At 49.0% G+C, this 17217-nt stretch carries 21 protein-coding genes; 1 reads left to right on the forward strand and 20 read right to left on the reverse strand.

The window, feature by feature from the left end; genetic code table 11:
* Positions 1-99: 99 nt before the first annotated feature.
* The 19 genes from trpA to mtrB all read right to left on the reverse strand — a co-directional run bounded on the left by trpA (position 100) and on the right by mtrB (position 16440).
* Positions 100-903, reverse strand: a complete 804-nt coding sequence (trpA, locus tag GRF59_RS13925) for a tryptophan synthase subunit alpha (protein ID WP_160498334.1) — start codon at positions 901-903, stop codon at positions 100-102.
* A complete protein-coding gene (gene trpB / locus GRF59_RS13930) occupies positions 900-2096 on the reverse strand; it encodes a tryptophan synthase subunit beta (protein WP_160498335.1) in 1197 nt (398 codons plus the stop codon). Before trpB ends, trpA begins: the two co-directional genes overlap by 4 nt.
* Positions 2093-2764 carry a phosphoribosylanthranilate isomerase gene (locus GRF59_RS13935; RefSeq protein ID WP_160498336.1) on the reverse strand — a complete coding sequence of 224 codons (672 nt, stop codon included), beginning with the start codon at positions 2762-2764 and terminating at the stop codon, positions 2093-2095. Before GRF59_RS13935 ends, trpB begins: the two co-directional genes overlap by 4 nt.
* A complete protein-coding gene (gene trpC, locus GRF59_RS13940) occupies positions 2757-3581 on the reverse strand; it encodes an indole-3-glycerol phosphate synthase TrpC (protein WP_160498337.1) in 825 nt (274 codons plus the stop codon). Before trpC ends, GRF59_RS13935 begins: the two co-directional genes overlap by 8 nt.
* The gene (gene trpD / locus GRF59_RS13945; RefSeq protein ID WP_160498338.1) at positions 3571-4611 is read right to left on the reverse strand and encodes an anthranilate phosphoribosyltransferase; all 1041 of its coding nucleotides are present in this window, start codon (positions 4609-4611) and stop codon (positions 3571-3573) included. The genes trpC and trpD overlap by 11 nt, the downstream gene beginning before the upstream one ends.
* 22 nt (positions 4612-4633) lie before the next feature.
* Positions 4634-6190 carry an anthranilate synthase component I gene (trpE, locus tag GRF59_RS13950; protein WP_160498339.1) on the reverse strand — a complete coding sequence of 519 codons (1557 nt, stop codon included), beginning with the start codon at positions 6188-6190 and terminating at the stop codon, positions 4634-4636.
* Positions 6191-6652: 462 nt separating this feature from the next.
* The gene (aroH, locus tag GRF59_RS13955) at positions 6653-7027 is read right to left on the reverse strand and encodes a chorismate mutase (RefSeq protein WP_160498340.1); all 375 of its coding nucleotides are present in this window, start codon (positions 7025-7027) and stop codon (positions 6653-6655) included.
* Positions 7020-8126 (reverse strand): 3-dehydroquinate synthase, encoded by a 1107-nt coding sequence (gene aroB, locus GRF59_RS13960; RefSeq protein ID WP_160498341.1) that lies wholly within the window; start codon positions 8124-8126, stop codon positions 7020-7022. Before aroB ends, aroH begins: the two co-directional genes overlap by 8 nt.
* 2 nt (positions 8127-8128) lie before the next feature.
* Positions 8129-9298 carry a chorismate synthase gene (gene aroC / locus GRF59_RS13965; RefSeq protein WP_160498342.1) on the reverse strand — a complete coding sequence of 390 codons (1170 nt, stop codon included), beginning with the start codon at positions 9296-9298 and terminating at the stop codon, positions 8129-8131.
* Between the two features lie 148 nt (positions 9299-9446).
* Entirely contained in the window at positions 9447-9629 is a 183-nt protein-coding gene (locus tag GRF59_RS13970) for a hypothetical protein (RefSeq protein ID WP_160498343.1), read from the reverse strand.
* 88 nt (positions 9630-9717) lie between these two features.
* Complete coding sequence (locus tag GRF59_RS13975) at positions 9718-10554, reverse strand: CheR family methyltransferase (protein WP_341480071.1); 837 nt, start codon at positions 10552-10554, stop codon at positions 9718-9720.
* Positions 10545-10988, reverse strand: a complete 444-nt coding sequence (ndk, locus tag GRF59_RS13980; RefSeq protein ID WP_160498344.1) for a nucleoside-diphosphate kinase — start codon at positions 10986-10988, stop codon at positions 10545-10547. The genes GRF59_RS13975 and ndk overlap by 10 nt, the downstream gene beginning before the upstream one ends.
* Positions 10989-11083: 95 nt before the next feature.
* Positions 11084-12058, reverse strand: coding sequence for a polyprenyl synthetase family protein (locus GRF59_RS13985; RefSeq protein ID WP_160498345.1), 975 nt, complete (start codon positions 12056-12058; stop codon positions 11084-11086).
* Positions 12059-12195: 137 nt separating this feature from the next.
* Positions 12196-12837 carry a UbiX family flavin prenyltransferase gene (locus GRF59_RS13990; RefSeq protein WP_160498346.1) on the reverse strand — a complete coding sequence of 214 codons (642 nt, stop codon included), beginning with the start codon at positions 12835-12837 and terminating at the stop codon, positions 12196-12198.
* On the reverse strand, positions 12834-13706 hold the full coding sequence (locus GRF59_RS13995; RefSeq protein WP_160498347.1) for a UbiA-like polyprenyltransferase: 873 nt from the start codon (positions 13704-13706) through the stop codon (positions 12834-12836). The genes GRF59_RS13990 and GRF59_RS13995 overlap by 4 nt, the downstream gene beginning before the upstream one ends.
* Entirely contained in the window at positions 13699-14448 is a 750-nt protein-coding gene (locus GRF59_RS14000) for a demethylmenaquinone methyltransferase (RefSeq protein ID WP_202128688.1), read from the reverse strand. Before GRF59_RS14000 ends, GRF59_RS13995 begins: the two co-directional genes overlap by 8 nt.
* Before the next feature lie 9 nt (positions 14449-14457).
* Positions 14458-15324, reverse strand: coding sequence for a heptaprenyl diphosphate synthase component 1 (locus GRF59_RS14005; protein WP_160498348.1), 867 nt, complete (start codon positions 15322-15324; stop codon positions 14458-14460).
* Between the two features lie 237 nt (positions 15325-15561).
* The gene (locus GRF59_RS14010) at positions 15562-16113 is read right to left on the reverse strand and encodes a hypothetical protein (RefSeq protein ID WP_160498349.1); all 552 of its coding nucleotides are present in this window, start codon (positions 16111-16113) and stop codon (positions 15562-15564) included.
* Positions 16114-16215: 102 nt separating this feature from the next.
* Positions 16216-16440: a trp RNA-binding attenuation protein MtrB gene (mtrB, locus tag GRF59_RS14015; RefSeq protein ID WP_160498350.1), complete on the reverse strand. Its 225-nt coding sequence runs from the start codon at positions 16438-16440 to the stop codon at positions 16216-16218.
* A 115-nt stretch (positions 16441-16555) separates the two neighbouring features.
* Here mtrB and GRF59_RS30005 point away from each other — a divergent pair, with 115 nt between their 5' ends.
* A complete protein-coding gene (locus GRF59_RS30005; protein ID WP_272914991.1) occupies positions 16556-16687 on the forward strand; it encodes a hypothetical protein in 132 nt (43 codons plus the stop codon).
* Positions 16688-16838: 151 nt separating this feature from the next.
* On the opposite strand, the gene GRF59_RS14020 is transcribed toward GRF59_RS30005, so the two are convergent.
* Entirely contained in the window at positions 16839-17111 is a 273-nt protein-coding gene (locus GRF59_RS14020) for an HU family DNA-binding protein (RefSeq protein ID WP_136606198.1), read from the reverse strand.
* Positions 17112-17217: the final 106 nt, after the last annotated feature.

Genomic DNA, 17217 nt, shown 5'->3' on the forward strand with positions numbered 1-17217 from the left:
CACTCACTTTCGGCAAATTTATGCTTTGACATAGATGAACTAAAGAAAGCATGCACAGTGCGTAGTTTCAGGTCAAGGAATAGCAAACTTTAGTTCACTCTACTTTAATTGTGCCACAAACTTGCGTATTTGCAAAAGTCCCTCTTGGCGGGTGTCTGTATTTTGCAGTAATGGTATTGCTTCTTCGATCTGGCGAACGATGGCGCTGCCTACGACCACCCCATCGCAGATACGCGCAAATCTCGCTGCCTGCTCGCCGTTCGAGATACCAAAACCTACGGCAACAGGAATATCCGTATATTCTTTGACCTGCCCGATGAATCCCTCTACGCCGTCAAAGAAGCTGGAACGTTCGCCTGTCACACCCAGCGAAGATACGCAGTATACAAAACCTTTGGCACCCGCCACGATGCTTTTGATTCTTGCTTGGGAGGTCGGTGCTACCAGAGGTATGACATGAATCTCGGCAGCCTCGGCCCTTTTCGTTATTTCGGCAGATTCCTCTACCGGCAAATCCGGAATGATCAGTCCGCTGATATCATGTCTCTTCACTTCGTCAAAGAAACGATCCAAACCGAATTGAAGCACCGGATTATAGTAAGTAAACAGGATGAACGGAAGTTTCACACCGGCAGCCCTAGCTTTTACGGCAGCTTCCATGCAGGATACAATGTTCACTTGATGCTTCAGAGCCCGCTGGGAAGCCCGCTGAATGACAGGCCCGTCGGCAAGCGGATCGGAGTAAGGTACTCCAAGCTCAACAATGTCCGCCCCGGCAGCTTCCAGCTCGGCTATGATCTCAACCGACGTGTCCAGATCAGGATCTCCAATGGTCAGAAAAGGAATAAGTGCGGTCTGCTCATTTTCTTTTAAACGGTTAAATGTCTGATCGATCAGATTCATGCCTGCTTCCCTCCTGTGTAGGCCATAATGGATTCCACGTCTTTGTCCCCTCGTCCGGACAAGCAGATCACAACAATGTCATCACTGCTGAGACCCGGGGCCATCTTCACGACCTGGGCGACCGCATGCGAGGATTCCAAGGCCGGAATAATGCCTTCCGTACGGCACAGAAGCTGCAGCGCATCAAGCGCCTCCTGATCGGTAATAGGAACATATTTTGCCCGTTCAACTTCCTTCAAATATGAATGTTCAGGTCCAACGCCTGGATAATCGAGTCCCGCTGAGATCGAAAATGCCTCCTGAACCTGACCGAACTTGTCCTGAAGCAGATAGCTCATGGAGCCTTGGAACACACCTTTGGTTCCTTTGCTCATGGTTGCCGCATGAAATGCGGTTTCAACGCCTTTGCCTGCAGCTTCCACGCCGACCAGGGCCACTTCTTCATCCTCAATAAAAGGATAGAACATGCCGATTGCATTGCTGCCTCCGCCGATCGCTGCGACGATATGATCCGGGAGCCGTCCTTCAGCTTCGAGAATCTGGCGGCGCGTTTCATCACCGATAATCCGCTGGAAATTGCGCACCATCATCGGATATGGATGCGGTCCGACGGCAGAGCCCAGGATATAGAAGGTGTCTTCCACATTGCTGACCCAGTAGCGAAGGGCTTCATTGCCTGCATCCTTCAATGTCCGCGAACCGGACAAAACCGGAATAACTTCAGCCCCTAGCAGCTGCATCCGGAATACATTCAACGCTTGACGCTTGGTATCCTCTTCGCCCATGAAGACCTTACATTCCATACCGAGAAGAGCCGCCACGGTAGCTGTCGCTACGCCATGTTGGCCTGCTCCCGTTTCGGCAATAACTTTGTTTTTACCCATTCTTTTGGCCAGTACACCCTGCGCCAAAGCATTATTGATCTTATGGGCGCCTGTATGGTTCAGATCCTCTCGCTTAAGATAGATCTTCGCTTTGCCCAAATGCTTACTGAGTCTTTCCGCATAGTAAAGCGGAGTTTCTCTTCCGGAGTACTGCTTCAGCAGATATGAAAGCTCCTCCTGAAAGGAAGGATCCTGTGAAAAATGCTTATAGGATTCCTCCAATTGTATCAGTGCGTTCATCAAAGTTTCCGGTACGAACCGGCCTCCGAATTCGCCAAAACGTCCATTTTGATCCGGCAGTTGAGTCATGCCTGCTTCACCCTTTCCACAAAAGCTTCTATTTTTTCGAGATCTTTAGCCCCGTTCGTCTCAACACCACTAGATACATCAACCCCATCCGGAGCATAATCCCGCATGAGTCCCGCTACGTTCGAGGCGTTAAGTCCCCCTGCAACAATCAGCGGAATGCCTTGGCTTCGGGTCCATTCCTGATATTCAGGAATTTTCTCCCAAGAGAATGTGGATCCAGACCCACCTCCGTATTGCGGTTCAAACGTATCCAGCAGCAATGCGTCGATCACTCCCGCGTAATCCTGAAAGGCCACGGGGTTCCCATCGGCTTGATGCTGTTGGCCGACTGAAACGACCTTGAACAGGTCAACTTGAAAACGTTCCTTAATATCCCGGCAAAAATTTGGGCTTTCCTGGCCGTGAAGCTGGATGACATCCAGTCTGATCTCCGACATGATATCCTCGAGCATATCCATTTCCGGATTGACAAACACACCCACACTACGCGGTACGACAGGCGCCTTCCAATCCTTTATCACGTCAGCCATAGAGGCAGCCGTTCGGGCAGAGACCTGTCGCCGGCTTTTGGCAAATACAAAACCGATATAATCCACCGGCATGTTTATCATTGATTTTAGCACTTCAACGCCCTGAAGTCCACAAATTTTTACTTTCGTATTATCCATGCAAATGTACGCCGCCTTCCTTCGGCAATGGTCCCATTAACGTGTGAACCGCGGCAGTAATATCCTTTTGCCTCATAAAATACTCGCCTACAAGAACGCCTGATGCACTTGTATTACGCAAAAATTCCATATCGGCAATGCCAGAAATTCCACTTTCGCTGATGACGGGCACGCCAACAGGAACCAGTTTACTAAGCTCTTCCGTAGCAGAAAGCGATGTTTCAAACGTATGCAGATTACGGTTGTTGATTCCGATTAACGCTCCTTCGTGGAGATCTAGCTCAAGCACCTGTTTCATCTCGTCAAGACTATGAACCTCGATCAAGGAATCAAGACCGATCGAAGCCGCCGTTGTCATAAACGACTTGATTTGCTCAGGAGTCAGGATCGCTGCAATGAGAAGTATCGCATCCGCTCCCAGCAGCCTCGCTTCGTATATTTGACGCTCGTCAATGACAAAGTCCTTGCGGAGCAGCGGCAGATTCACAGCTTCGCGGACTGCCTTCAGATACTCTCCGCTGCCTTGGAAATATGGAGCATCCGTAAGTACCGACAAACAGTCTGCTCCCGCCTCTTCGTATGAAAGTGCGATTTCGACTGGATTAAAATCAGGACGGATCAATCCTTTTGAAGGAGATGCCTTTTTCACTTCTGCTATAAGTCCCATATCCCGGTGCCTTCCAGACGTTAAAGCGCGGGCAAAGCCTCTGGTTTCAGGCATTTGAGATATTTTGTCTTTTGCCTCTTCTATCGAAAAATGTTCAGCCATCTTGGCTGTTTCTTCACGTTTGGTTTCCACAATGCGATCAAGATACATAACTCAGCTCTCCCGTCGTTTGAATCAGCTGTTGAAGTTTGGAATATGCGCTGCCGCTGTCGATGGCCTGTGCTGCTGTATGAACACCTTCAGCGATTGTGTCCGATAACCCCGAGACATAAATACATGCACCCGCATTGGCCAGCACAACATCCCGGTAAGGACTTTTTACGCCTTGAAGGACGGACTCCACTATTTTTGCATTTTGCAGCGCATCTCCGCCGAGAACAGACTCAAGCGGATGAACATCAAGCCCAAGGTCATGCGGATGGATATCATAGGTCCGAACCGTTCCCCCGCGCAGCTCGGAAACCTGGGTCGGCGCCGAAATGCTAATTTCATCGAGACCGTCATGGCTGGTTACCACGAGTGCACGCTTGGAGCCAAGCTCCCTTAGAACCTCGGCAATGGTCTCCGTCCGGTTACGGTCATATATACCAAGCAGCTGGCGATCGGCTCCTGCCGGATTGGTCAGTGGTCCCAGCATATTGAAAACAGTACGTATCCCTAACTCCTTGCGCGGGCCTGCGGCATGCTTCATGGAAGGATGATAGAGCTGCGCGAATAAAAAGCAGATGCCGATCTCATCAAGACAGCGCTTAGCCTGCTCACTGCTCAGATGAATGTTCACACCCAGCGCTTCCAGTACATCCGCGCTTCCTGCACGACCTGACGCCGACCGGTTTCCGTGTTTGGCCACCCGCACAGAGGCGGAAGAAGAAATAATGGCCGAAGCTGTTGAAATATTGAATTTGTGAATTCCGGATCCGCCAGTCCCGCAGGTGTCCAGCAGCTTTTCACGATCCGTTTGGACCGAGCTGGCGACATTCCGCATCGCTTCGGCGAAACCCGTGATTTCTTCTACCGTCTCTCCCTTGATGCGAAGCGCCATCAGCAGCGCACCAATCTGTGACTGGGTAACTTCGCCTTCCATGATCGACGACATCAACTGGCGCGCTTCCTCGCGCGTTAAATCCTGGCCCCCAATCAAACGGTTCAAACAAGCTGGAATAAATCCGCTAATACTCATATCTTCTTCTCCTCCTCTGTGTTTATGGCGTATATTCATAAAAATAATCCTGGTTTAGCTGCTCTTGTTCTTCCTGAATGACCGGTGGAAACATCGCTTCTGCGGTTCGGATCGATTTCAATAGCGCCTTTGCCTTGTTCACCGTCTCCTCGTATTCCTTCTCAGGCACCGAGTCCCAGACAATTCCTGCCCCAGCCTGCACATACGCCTTTCCTTTACGGAATATAATCGTCCGGATCGTAATGCAGGAATCCATGTTGGAGTTAAAACCGAGGTATCCGATAGCCCCGGCGTATGCTCCTCTGGCTTCCCGTTCCAGCTCGGCGATGATTTCCATCGCTCTCAGCTTCGGCGCACCCGATACGGTCCCAGCCGGCAGGCATGACAGAAAGGCATCGAAGAAATCCTTGTCGTCCCGGAGTGTGCCGGATACATTGGAAACCATGTGCATCACATGAGAATACCGTTCAATCTCCATGAACATGTCGCATTTTACGGTTCCGAACTGCGAAACGCGCCCCAGATCATTACGTCCCAGATCGACGAGCATCAGATGCTCAGCACGCTCCTTTTCGTCTTCAAGCAGTTCCTTGGCCAGGAGTTGATCCTCTGCCTCGTCAGAACCACGCGGACGGGTACCGGCGATCGGCCTTGTTTCGACCTTGTCGCCATCAACCTTCACGAGCGCTTCGGGAGATGTGCCTACGATGATCTCCTCGTGCATTTTCAGATAATACATGTAAGGAGAAGGATTGAGCGTGCGCAGTACACGATAGACATGGAGTGGAGAAACTTCTGTTTCGATATGAAATCTCTGGGACAATACGACTTGAAAAATGTCTCCCGACCGGATATATTCCTGCGCCTGCTCCACGTTCGCCATGTACTGTTCTTTCGTCATGTTGGATTTGATCTCGCCTAGCTCGATATCTGCGGGTATTGCCCGTCCGTTGACATTTTCGCGTGGGCCTTGCGTCTGCAGCTGTTCGGCAATTTCCGCCAGTTTGCGGTCCATATCCATGTAGCTCCGGCGGATATCGTCATCCGTATCCCCCTCCTTCACATGAATGTTGCCGACCAGTAAAATTTGCTGCTTCACATGATCGAAGACAATCACCGTATCGCAAAACATGAACCGGATGTCATCCATGCCGAGGTCATCCACCGCATGAGCGGGAAGCTTCTCGTAATATTGCAGCAGATCGTAACCGAAGAACCCGATTGCGCCGCCCGTGAACGGAGGAAGCTCTTCCACCTTAGGACTGCGATAGCGGCGGAGCAGGGCTTTCAGTTCTTCAACCGGCTTCCCGTTCATCTTTTCCTTACCGCCATTTCTCTCCAGTACGATTTCGCCTTTCTTGCCGTATATCATCATGAAAGGATCGGTTCCAATAAAGGAGTAACGCGCCCACTGGCTTCCTCCCTCCACACTTTCAAGCAAAAATGCGCAATCTCGTTCAGCATAACGCTGAAAAATACGTATCGGTGTTTCCATATCCGCAAGCAGCCGTTTAACGACGGGAATCAAATTATACTCGCGGGAAAGCTTCATGACCTGCTCCACACTCGGATTCATCATTGTTTGTTCCCTCCCTTGTATCCATTCGCATTACAGTGGTAAAACAAAAAAACCTCTACCGAAGTAGAGGTTTCAGGTTCATTAAGTATATGGACAGAGTCGCCGCAGCAATCATGATATAACAGAAGACATTTGTATTCCCTAATTCCCTGTATTCACGGAATAAGAAATGCAAACCAACTGTATACATTGTTGCCAGACGTTCCAAAGTTTGCGCTACGCATATGGACTCAGCTCTTCTATACTCAACTCAGCTCTTCTAAACTCTACTCAGCTATTTAGATTAACCAAGATCTCCATCTCGATTCAATCTAAGGACATAGCTCGAAAACAAGCGATTCCGCTTCATTCGAACAATGCATTATAGAATGTTCACAAGCTACATCTTCGCTTCTGTCATTCTATGTTACGTACACTATACAGGATTCACCCTTGTCTTGGCAAGCACGCGATTCAAAAAAGTCAGGCTTTCGGAGCGGCAAGGTCAGGACGAAGTTTCTTTGCTTCATTCATGTATACATGCTTGATCTCGCTCTGACTCTTTTCCGTGTTCACCTGAACCATCAGGCGAATGCAACGCGGCAGGCTTCCTTTAACGGGGACTTCAACGGAACACATTAAAGGAACCAGCTCCCAGCCTTCCAACTGCCGGATGGCTTTTGCCGGAAAAGCAGCGTCCAGATCCTGCGTCAGCGTAATCCACACACTACAGATATCCTCTGGATTCACTTCGTTGCGCTCTACAATCTCACGCATCAAGACGACCGTTTCGTCGAGAATTTCACGCTCGTCATTGCGCTCTACAGTTGTCGCACCGCGTATGCCTCTGTTATACATTTACTTTTCCTCCCTTTCTAAGCTGTTTCAGAATATCCCTGACCAATGTCTGCGGAATATCCTTTACGATGCTGACAGATCCGATTGAGTCCGGTACCACAAATACCAGAGTACCTTCTTTGAATTTCTTGTCGTGCATCATGGCCGCCATCAAATCATCCTCATTCAAGTGATCCGGCAGAACGACCGGCAATTTCAGAGAGGTAAGCATTGCGGTTGTTTCGGTATATATGCCTTCTCCGCGTCCGAGTGCCTCGGCTAAAAGGGCCGAACCGGCCATCCCGATGGAAATGGCTTCTCCATGCAAAAATTCACCGTATCCGCCAACAGCTTCAATGGCGTGACCAATAGTATGGCCAAGGTTAAGAATGGCACGAAGACCTCCCTCACGTTCATCCTGAGACACCACTTCTGCCTTAATGGCTACGCCGCGCTCCAGGCCATATCCGAGGGCGTCGAGGTCAAGCAAGAGCAGTTCGCTAGCATGCTCCTTACACCAGTATGCAAATTCTTTGTCCTTAATAAGTCCGTGTTTTACCATTTCAGCCAGCCCGGCAGAAACCTCACGGGCAGGAAGCGTCTTCAGCGTATCAAGATCATACAGTACGAGTTCCGGCTGATGGAAGGCGCCAATCATGTTTTTGGCTAGCGGGTGGTTAACGGCGACCTTCCCACCCACACTGCTGTCATGTGCAAGAATCGTCGTTGGCATCTGGATAAACGAGATACCTCGCATGTATGTAGCGGCAACGAACCCGGCCAAATCCCCGACCACGCCGCCTCCAAGAGCAATGACGGAGGAATTGCGGTCCAGCCCGCCTTGAATCGCCGTAGTCATGACTTCTTCGTAGACTGACAATGATTTGGAGCTTTCCCCGGATTTAACGATGGAGATCACGAAACGGAATCCTGCGCCTTCCAGGGAAGACTTCAAGGTTTCCAGATGAAGCGGTGCAATTTTATCGTCCGTGACAATCAGATGCGGACTTTTCACAGACAACCCATGTTTTATCAGATAAGCCGCGGCCTGCGGAAGCAGACCGGAGCCGATATAGATCGGATACGAGCGTTCTCCCAATTCAACATGTACGGTTCTCATCATTAATATTTCTCCACTTGTGCCAAGTAGTTGTTATAGTTGGCATGAATTTCATCCATGGAATCACCGCCGAATTTCTCAAGAAACGCCTTGGCAATTTCCCAGGCGACGACATGTTCCATCACGACGCTTGCAGCAGGCACGGCGCATGCGTCAGAGCGCTCTACTTGTGCCGTGAAAGGTTCCTTCGTGTCAATGTCCACGCTTCTCAGCGGTTTGTACAATGTCGGGATCGGCTTCATCACACCGCGCACCACGACAGGCATACCATTGGTCATACCGCCTTCAAACCCGCCAAGACGGTTGCTTGCGCGGTAGTATCCGCGGCCGTCTTCATGAATGATTTCATCATGAACCTGGGAGCCTCGAAGAACACCCGCTTCGAATCCGATGCCAATCTCAACACCCTTAAACGCGTTGATCGACATGACTGCCTGCGCAATGCGCCCATCGAGCTTACGGTCATATTGGACATAGCTTCCGAGACCTACAGGAAGGCCTTCAACAACGCATTCCACAACGCCCCCGACGGAGTCGCCTTCTTTTTTAATTTGATCGATATAAGCTTCCATTTTCTGTTCCGTTTCCGGGTCGACCACCCGCACGGAAGAAGCCTCGGTCTTCTCGTTCAGTTCATCAACGGACAACTGGTTGGCTGGGGCTTCTATCTCCCCGATGCGGATAACTTGTCCGCCGATCTTGACGCCAAACTCTTCAAGAAACTGGCGTGCAATCGCCCCGCAAGCCACACGGACGGCAGTCTCTCTGGCACTGGAGCGTTCCAGCACGTTCCGGAGATCCTTCAGATTATATTTTAAGCCACCGTTCAAATCGGCATGTCCAGGACGAGGACGATGTACGCGGCGTTTCTCCTCATCATTGCCCTCAATCGGCTCGACATTCATGATCTGGCTCCAACTCGCCCAGTCCTTGTTTTCCACAACGATTGCCACCGGTGCACCGGTAGTTACGCCATGGCGTACGCCGCCGACGATTCTTGCCGTATCTTTCTCAATTTGCATCCGGCGTCCGCGACCATGTCCTTTTTGACGGCGCTGCAGTTGAAAATTCAATGCTTCAAAATCCAATGTAAGATTGCTTGGCAGACCTTCAATAATAGCAGTAAGCTGGGGACCATGCGTTTCCCCGGCTGTTAAGTAACGAATACTCATGTGCTTTCCCCCTTTAAACTGTTAAACGGTAATTGGCTAAAATCCGAAGATATCTTTGCTCATTATAGTATAGCTCACTTGCTTTGACAAGGAATGCGTCCGTAAATCGAAAAGACGCCGGTCCCTCACAAATTGAAGGGACGGCGTCTTATTCAGCGTTGCTGCTCTTAAGGGATAATCTGTCTGCCTGCTGATTGTCTTCCCTCAGACTTTCAACCGAATCCTGTACCATCTGGCTTAATCGGATATCCTCGATGCCCAGAATCTGTCCACATTCCTGAATCGTAATAAAGCCCCGGCGGTAAGCCGTAATGACCTTGCGCTTATCCATACTGAAACTAGACCTCCACTTTTCCAAACCTTCGTATTGATCCTAGTATCGTAACAAGCGGGGCTAATTATACCCACGGAATGAATAATCAGGCTTTTTTTCGGTAGTAAAAGGTTTCCGTCGGCTCAAGGCCATACTGACCTGGCGTAAATATCTGTTCTGTGCTGCCGACAAATAAATACCCGCCCGGACGAAGGGCTGAGGCAAACTTGTGATACAGCTTGTTTTTGGCTTCTTCTGTAAAATAGATCATAACATTTCGGCAAACGATCAGGTCATGAGCATCCTCAAAACGGTCCAGCAGCAGATTTTGCTTGCGGAACTGAACGTTTTTCTTCAGCTGTTCGCTGAATTTATACATGGACCCTTCTTGCGTAAAATACCTTGAAGCCACATCGGGCGGCACATCTTTCAAGGAACGCTCCATGTATAGACCTTGCTTCGCCTTGGCTATTGCTCCTTCATCAATATCTGTGGCTACCAGCGAAGTATCGCCAAGCACCCCTTTACCGTCAAGAATCATCGCTAAAGTATAAGGCTCTTCACCCGTAGAACAGGCAGCGCTCCATACCTTCAGGCGTCGTTTCCCTCCCAAGGTCAGTTCAGACAGAATGACGTCCCTGAGAACCTCCCAACGATTGGGATTGCGCCAAAACTCAGACACATTGATGGTCATCCGATCCAAAAATTCATAAAAAAGCGCTTTGTCCTTGGTAATCGCATCATAAAATGAAGCAAAAGTCGGGTAACCGTTCTTCACACGAAGTGTCGTCAGACGTCGCTTCATTTGGGCTTCCTTGTATTCCGACAGATCAATGCCGGTGCTTTGCTTGATATGTTGAATAAAAGCCAAATAGTCCGGATCCGGGAGATGCTCTCCGGTTGGAGCACCTCCGGACAGAGATAACGGGTTATTTACATCCACGGCGAAATGCTTTTGTCGTAATTCACCAGTTCATGCGCTTCAAAATAATTCGCAATTTCACGCGCGCTGCTCTCCGGTGAGTCGGATCCATGGATCAGATTATGAGGTGTATGAGAAGCGTAATCGCCGCGAATCGTGCCCGGCAGCGCCTCATTTACATTTGTTTTGCCCATCAGAATACGGGATAGCGCAATGATATCATCGCCTTCCCAAACCATGGCGAACACAGGACCGGATGTAATGAATCGCACCAGATTATCATAAAAATCTTTTCCTTCATGCTCTGCATAATGCCGTTTGGCCTGCTCCTCCGACACCTGGAGCAGCTTGCCTGCTACCATTTTGAAGCCCTTGTCTTCCAATCTTGCAACAATCCTTCCGATTAAACCGCGCTGTACGCCATCAGGCTTGACCATTAAAAAAGTTCGTTCCATAAACTCACTCTCCTATTCTGATTCAAGACATAAGGTAAGATTTGATTCATCTCTTTACAGATACATCAGACTGACGAGTTGTTACTAAACAGCCATCAATAGGACCGTTTGGTTACAAAGTGTGCGATATCCCTTAAGTTTTTCTTGGTCCGGTTATCCGGCAGCCTCTCAAGCGCTTCCAGTGCTTTTTTGATATAGCGGTCCGCCAGCTTCTCTGCCTGGGAAATGCCGCGGCTTGCCTTGATCAGCTTAATGGCTCCGGTAACATCACATTCACCGTTACGTTCACGGATGTAGCTGATTTCTCTCAAGAGCGGACCGTTCAATTCCGCATCCTGCAGGGCGTAAAGAACCGGAAGCGTAATGTTTCCTTGTCTCATATCGCTGCCGGGAGGCTTACCAATCTGCTTCTCGGTTCCGCATAGATCGAGCAAGTCGTCCTGAATCTGGAATGCCATTCCGACATTGTAGCCGTAACGGTACAGCAAATTGGCGGTTTTCCGATCGGCATCCGAAGCGATTGCACCGAGTTGGCAGCTGATCGCGATCAAAAGGGCCGTTTTACGGCGGATCCGTAGCAAATAACGGCGGACGCTTTGTTCCGTATTGAAAAAATCTCGGATTTGTTCCATTTCGCCGATGGACATCTCGACCATTGCTTTGGACAGTACCTGATGAATCAGAGGATTCTCCAGCTGCGCAGCAATCATTAGGGCACGGGCGTAAATGTAATCGCCTGTATACATAGCGATGCGGTTATCCCATTTGGACTTAACCGTCAGTTCCCCGCGGCGGGTATCCGCATCATCGATCACATCATCATGCACCAGCGAGGCCATATGTATCAGTTCCAGCGGAACGGCTACATGCTTCAACTTCTCCAGATCATAAGAGCCGAATTTGCCACCCATTAGGACAAAAACAGGACGCAAGCGTTTGCCGCCAGCCTTAAGAAGGTGCATGGACGTCTCGTTTAGCAGCTCATGCTCGCCTTCAATCGATCGAAATAGCTCATCTTCAATATAATTCATATCTTTTTTCAGTAAGCCGAATATGTCTAATCTTTTCATTCCTTCACCCGTGTCAGCGTATTCTCAATCCGCATTCCCTTCAGCAACAGCAGAATTCGAGTCTAAAGTCTTTGTTCGCATCAATATCAGTCAAATCATAGCATACATGTACAGCATAAATCACATGGAGCAAAACGTCATTTGCCATCCGGGAGCCTGGAAGCAGCCTCTCCTCCGTTCCAGCGGGTAAACAGCTGGTGTTCAACCCTCAGACTATCCAAGATTTTGCCGACCTGAAAATCAACCAAATCCTCGATCGTCTTCGGATGAAAATAAAAAGCCGGCATAGCCGGGATGATACGAACACCCAGCCTGGCGAGCTTTAGCATATTTTCCAAATGAATGGCATGCAGCGGTGTTTCTCTGGGAACCAGCACCAACTGCCGCCCTTCTTTAAGCATGACATCCGCTGCTCTTGTCATCAGATTATCGGAAGTCCCATTTGCAACGGCTGATAAGGTGCCCATCGAGCAAGGAGCAATCACCATTCCCTCTACCTGATAGGAGCCGCTTGCAATCGTTGCCCCGATGTCCGCCACGGGATGATATTGCAGCTTCCCAGGCAGTCCGCCAAAATGCTCTTTCAGGACCTGTTCCTTTTTGCCGACACTCCAGCCAAGCTCCTCGCTCAGCACCCTCCAGCCGGCATTGGAAACCACAATATGCACCGGATAGCCTTGTTCCAGCAGTACCTGAATCAGACGGATACCATACACAGAGCCGCTTGCCCCTGTAATGCCAACGACCCAGCCGCGTTTTTCACTTTCCGTATGTATCAATGGAACTGCACCACCAGGTCAATCAGCGTAAAGACAAATACTGCAATGCTGAGAACGCTGTTCATGGTAAAAAACGAGGTTTGCAGCTTGCTCATATCTTTTGGAGACAGAATATAGTGTTCGTAGAATAAGATAATATAAGAGATCACCATTCCGGCAAAATACCACCAGCTAAGGTCTGTAATAAAGAACAGAATAACGAAGCCAATAGCCGTCAGGACATGAAAATAGCGCGCAATCAACAGGGATTTATGAAGACCGAAATGAGCGGGAATAGAATATAGTCCCTCGTTTTTATCAAATTCCATATCTTGAATCGCGTAAATAATATCAAAGCCTGCCGTCCAGAAAGCAACCGTTACATAAAGCAAACCTGCAGTCCAGTCGATACTGTTTGTTACTGCGACCCAGCCGCCCAGCGGAGCCAGTCCCAGCGTTAAACCGAGTACCAGATGACATAGCCAAGTGAAACGTTTGGTATAAGAGTAGAAGACCAGCATGAATACCGCGACTGGCAGCAACTTTAACGCAAGAGGCGAAAGTTCGTAAGCCGCCCAGAATAATAAAATAAACGAGATGATTGTAAATACGATAACTTCCGCATTTTTCAGTAGTCCTGCCGGAATCGCACGGCCAGCAGTACGCGGATTCTTTTTGTCAATAACCTGATCGATCATCCGGTTCAGACCAAACGCCGCGCTTCTTGCGCCGAACATCGCCATAAGTATCCAACCAATTTGTGCCCAGGATGGCAGATGTGCGTTCACCACGACCGATCCTAAAATGGCACCCATAAATGCGAACGGGAGCGCAAACAAGGTGTGCTCGATCTTGATCATTTCCAAAAAAACGCCGATTTTCTTAAACATGCCGATTCTCCTTAATCCCAATATGTAATGCCGCGATGCCGCCAGTCAGGGGATAGGCCTTGACATGCTCTAAACCAACATTCCGGAATATTGCTGCCAGCTCCTCCCTTCCTGGAAAAAGGGCTAGCGAATCCGGCAGCCATTTATACTGATCATATCTTTTGGCAAAAAGCTTGCCCAAGCTTGGCAATATCTTTTGAAAATAAAAATAATAAATGCCTTTAAAGGGCTGCCAAGTTGGCTTGGACAGCTCCAGACAAACCACCATGCCGCCAGGTTTAACGACTCGTCTCATTTCCTGGAGCACCTTTTCCAAATCAGGCACATTCCGCAGACCAAAGCCAATGGTTGCATAGTCAAAACGGTTGTCCTCAAACGGAAGTTCCATAGCATTCCCCTGAACCAGGGTGATTTGGTCCTCCTTGTGCTTGGCACGTACCTTGTTCTCTCCGACTTTAAGCATGTTTGGACTGAAATCCAGGCCAATCACTTGGCCCGTACCGCTTGCCTCAGCCATGCTCAGCGTCCAATCGCAGGTCCCGCAGCACAGATCCACGGCCGTATCTCCCGGTTTCATCGCCATCTGCTTCATCGTGAACTTGCGCCAGGCTTTGTGTCTGCGGAAGCTCAAAATGTCATTCATGATGTCATACTTGGAAGCTATGCTTTCAAACACGGATTGAACATGATCGTACTGCTCTTCCGTATGTGCTTTGGTCTTATCAGAAGTATTGATATTCATCAAGTAACCCTACCCTTCTCCGACAGCTGATCCGGATGCATGAAGCTGCCGCTGGAAAGGCTCCAGAACTTGCCCGATCTCACGGAAGCGGCTGTCCCCCTTGACGCTTTTGAGGATGGACTGAACTCCGTTCACCGCTTGACGCAGCCTATCAGCCATATGCTCCCCTGCCTTATATTTCAGCATCAACTTTTTCCAGTCTTTGTTGTCGATTTTCCGTTCTCTCAGTGCCTGCTTATCCTCTTCGCTGGCGATATCCAGGATATGCCAGTAAGAATAACTGTACATGTACGGTTCACTAATGCTCCGTTGCATTTCTCTAACGACGGTCTCGCATTCGCTGACATCCCGCAAAAGATTATTCCACAATTCGCGCAGGGATTCCTCGAGCAGTGGAGTAAACGAAAGAAACAGCTGCATATTCAGCTGCACCGTTTGCCGCAAGTAGTCTTCCGCTGACAATAACAGGCTCTTCATTTTGCCATACAGGTTCATTTTGAGTACATTCACGTCGCAAATCGCTTGGCTGAGACGGGATACAGCCTCGATTTGACCTTTTTGGGACAGGAGCTGGTAGAACCGGCTGCTGAAATAATCTCCTGCGAGTACTTTCAGCTGACGGGAGCGCATAAATCCTTCGCCCGGCTTGCCCTCCTGCGTATCAATCGTTTCATGCGTATCTATACCTATTTGCACCAGGGATGTAACCAGCGAGAACAGCTCGCTGTGAACGGAAGGCTTGCTTGTTCCCTGATTCAGAAAAATATATAACAGCTGAACACGGGCGTCAGGAAAAGGCGGCAGCTCCGTATGTTTTTGTATCATGTCGTATTCGACATATTTCTTTGCTAGTTGGGGTACGCGGTACGGTTTCATCGTCAGCCTCCGAGCCTTTTTCTTTCTTGGATCACTTTCATTTCCACGAACAAGAACTTTTGTTCACAATCTTTTCTATTATATCACATGTCTTTTCGCCACGCACGGGTGCTAGTCTTCTTTTTTAGATTGACTTAAGGTCGTTTTCCGCTGAAGAGTAAACGGTTCTATAATCACGTCACTAAGCTCTCCTGACCGTGGATAAACACCCGTGAGAGAAGATCGGTCATGTTCTTTTTACCCATTTTGCAGCACTCCGAACTGCTTTTTCCACAATAGCGTTTCAATCACGTGCAGCCGCTGTTTGAGCGTATCCGAGATTGGAGCTTCACCCTCGCGTCTCAGCTCCCAAAATACGTTGTCATCCCAGTCTTCCCTTCTTGCATCCGCAGCGAGCAAAAGATGCCGCGTGCCCACCCACTTGTCTTCGGCAACAAGCCGGAGTTTGACCTGCTTCACGTTGAGCGTGCCGGAAAAACTGAACGACAAAAGGTCCGCGATATTTCGGTATATTTCCGATAGCTTGGTATCCGGAGCCGTCACGATAAGATCTATGGACAGGGCCGACTCGTTCCACTCCACTCTATGGATCTGCATGGTCAGAGGAAGTGAATCCAAGGCATCCACAATATTGTCATTGCTGAGCTCCCACCCGGGTTGATGCAAAATAACAGGCATGGCCTGCTTTTGGCTTGTTACCGAGGTATGAAGACTGCCGATTTGAGTTAGCAGAAGCGCCGTTCCTACAGTGATAACGAGTGCGGCACCTGCCAGGATAAAGCGGTTCATCAAAATTGACCTCCCTCGCTTGTTGGTATCCTATAGTTTAATCTTCATCCTCGGAGTCCATACCTCAATGCACAACGAAAAAAAGCAGGCTATGCCTGCATTCTAGCTTTCGCTTTCGATGATCCCATGTTTGGTTTGAACCTCCGCTTTGCCGCGGATTTTCATCGCCGACGTATGATCTGTAAACTGTGCAATCAGAACCTCGCCCTTGTCGAGCTTTTCCGTATGATGAAATTTGGTATCGTGGCCCCGGGTCAAGCCGATGACCTGCACACCGTTTTCTTTGGCTTTCACGACGATGTAATCCGTATTGTTGACGTTTTCCATGCTGCATCCTCCCTTCTATGGATCATTCATGCCCTTGTTTGCATAAGTTTAATAATTTCCAAGTCCGTATGGCATACTTACACAGTATTTATTTTTAAAAAGGAGTGATTAACCAATGAACTACGAACCCGCAAAGCTCGATGAGAAAACGGTAACCAAGCTCCGTGAATTTGAAGAGCAAATGAGCGAAGCGGCTGGCGAGCCCGTTGTACTCATTGCTTATACAGACCAGGAAGAGCCCAAATAGAAAAGAAAAGGCCGTGAACAGCCTGCAGATCCATCCGGCGAACCGAACAGACTCGCAGGTATCTCCAATTTGTACTGACAAAAAATGAACAGTATCCATTGAAGATTCATCACGGTCTTTTTCTTGCTTACATATGGTATATGTAGAAATCTTATTTGATACCGTCTTTGAGCGCTTTGCCTGGTTTGAAAGCAGGAATTTTGCTCGAAGGGATTTCGATTTCTTCACCTGTTTGCGGGTTGCGTCCTTTGCGTGCAGAACGTTCGCGAACCTCAAAGTTGCCAAATCCAACGAGTTGAACTTTGTCTCCGCTTTGCAGAGCTTGTGCAATGGATTCGAATACAGCGTCAACCGCTTTAGTCGCATCCTTCTTGGACAATTCTGCCGTTTCAGATACTTGGGAAATCAGCTCGGATTTATTCATTTCTATTTCACCTCCCCAATGATTGAATCGGTTGTTACTCACTCTTTCCGTTTTGCAGAAAAATATACGTTCATCTGCTAATAATACAGATAGAATCGCCATAAAG

Source organism: Paenibacillus dendrobii (assembly GCF_009807035.1).
Taxonomy (GTDB): Bacteria; Bacillota; Bacilli; order Paenibacillales; family Paenibacillaceae; genus Paenibacillus_AQ; species Paenibacillus_AQ dendrobii.

Coding starts and splice junctions, on each gene's coding strand:
- trpC (WP_160498337.1), bottom strand. CDS start 3,581: ATGTATCTTGATCGCATTGTGGAAACCAAACGTGAAGAAACAGCCAAG.
- GRF59_RS14010 (WP_160498349.1), bottom strand. CDS start 16,113: ATGAACCGCTTTATCCTGGCAGGTGCCGCACTCGTTATCACTGTAGGA.
- GRF59_RS13970 (WP_160498343.1), bottom strand. CDS start 9,629: ATGGATAAGCGCAAGGTCATTACGGCTTACCGCCGGGGCTTTATTACG.
- GRF59_RS14020 (WP_136606198.1), bottom strand. CDS start 17,111: ATGAATAAATCCGAGCTGATTTCCCAAGTATCTGAAACGGCAGAATTG.
- GRF59_RS13985 (WP_160498345.1), bottom strand. CDS start 12,058: ATGAAAAGATTAGACATATTCGGCTTACTGAAAAAAGATATGAATTAT.
- trpA (WP_160498334.1), bottom strand. CDS start 903: ATGAATCTGATCGATCAGACATTTAACCGTTTAAAAGAAAATGAGCAG.
- trpE (WP_160498339.1), bottom strand. CDS start 6,190: ATGATGAATCCGAGTGTGGAGCAGGTCATGAAGCTTTCCCGCGAGTAT.
- trpD (WP_160498338.1), bottom strand. CDS start 4,611: ATGAGTATTAGCGGATTTATTCCAGCTTGTTTGAACCGTTTGATTGGG.
- GRF59_RS13995 (WP_160498347.1), bottom strand. CDS start 13,706: ATGTTTAAGAAAATCGGCGTTTTTTTGGAAATGATCAAGATCGAGCAC.
- mtrB (WP_160498350.1), bottom strand. CDS start 16,440: ATGGAAAACGTCAACAATACGGATTACATCGTCGTGAAAGCCAAAGAA.
- aroH (WP_160498340.1), bottom strand. CDS start 7,027: ATGTATAACAGAGGCATACGCGGTGCGACAACTGTAGAGCGCAATGAC.
- GRF59_RS30005 (WP_272914991.1), top strand. CDS start 16,556: ATGAACTACGAACCCGCAAAGCTCGATGAGAAAACGGTAACCAAGCTC.
- GRF59_RS14000 (WP_202128688.1), bottom strand. CDS start 14,448: ATGAATATCAATACTTCTGATAAGACCAAAGCACATACGGAAGAGCAG.
- GRF59_RS13935 (WP_160498336.1), bottom strand. CDS start 2,764: ATGGATAATACGAAAGTAAAAATTTGTGGACTTCAGGGCGTTGAAGTG.
- aroB (WP_160498341.1), bottom strand. CDS start 8,126: ATGAGAACCGTACATGTTGAATTGGGAGAACGCTCGTATCCGATCTAT.
- aroC (WP_160498342.1), bottom strand. CDS start 9,298: ATGAGTATTCGTTACTTAACAGCCGGGGAAACGCATGGTCCCCAGCTT.
- trpB (WP_160498335.1), bottom strand. CDS start 2,096: ATGACTCAACTGCCGGATCAAAATGGACGTTTTGGCGAATTCGGAGGC.
- ndk (WP_160498344.1), bottom strand. CDS start 10,988: ATGGAACGAACTTTTTTAATGGTCAAGCCTGATGGCGTACAGCGCGGT.
- GRF59_RS14005 (WP_160498348.1), bottom strand. CDS start 15,324: ATGAAACCGTACCGCGTACCCCAACTAGCAAAGAAATATGTCGAATAC.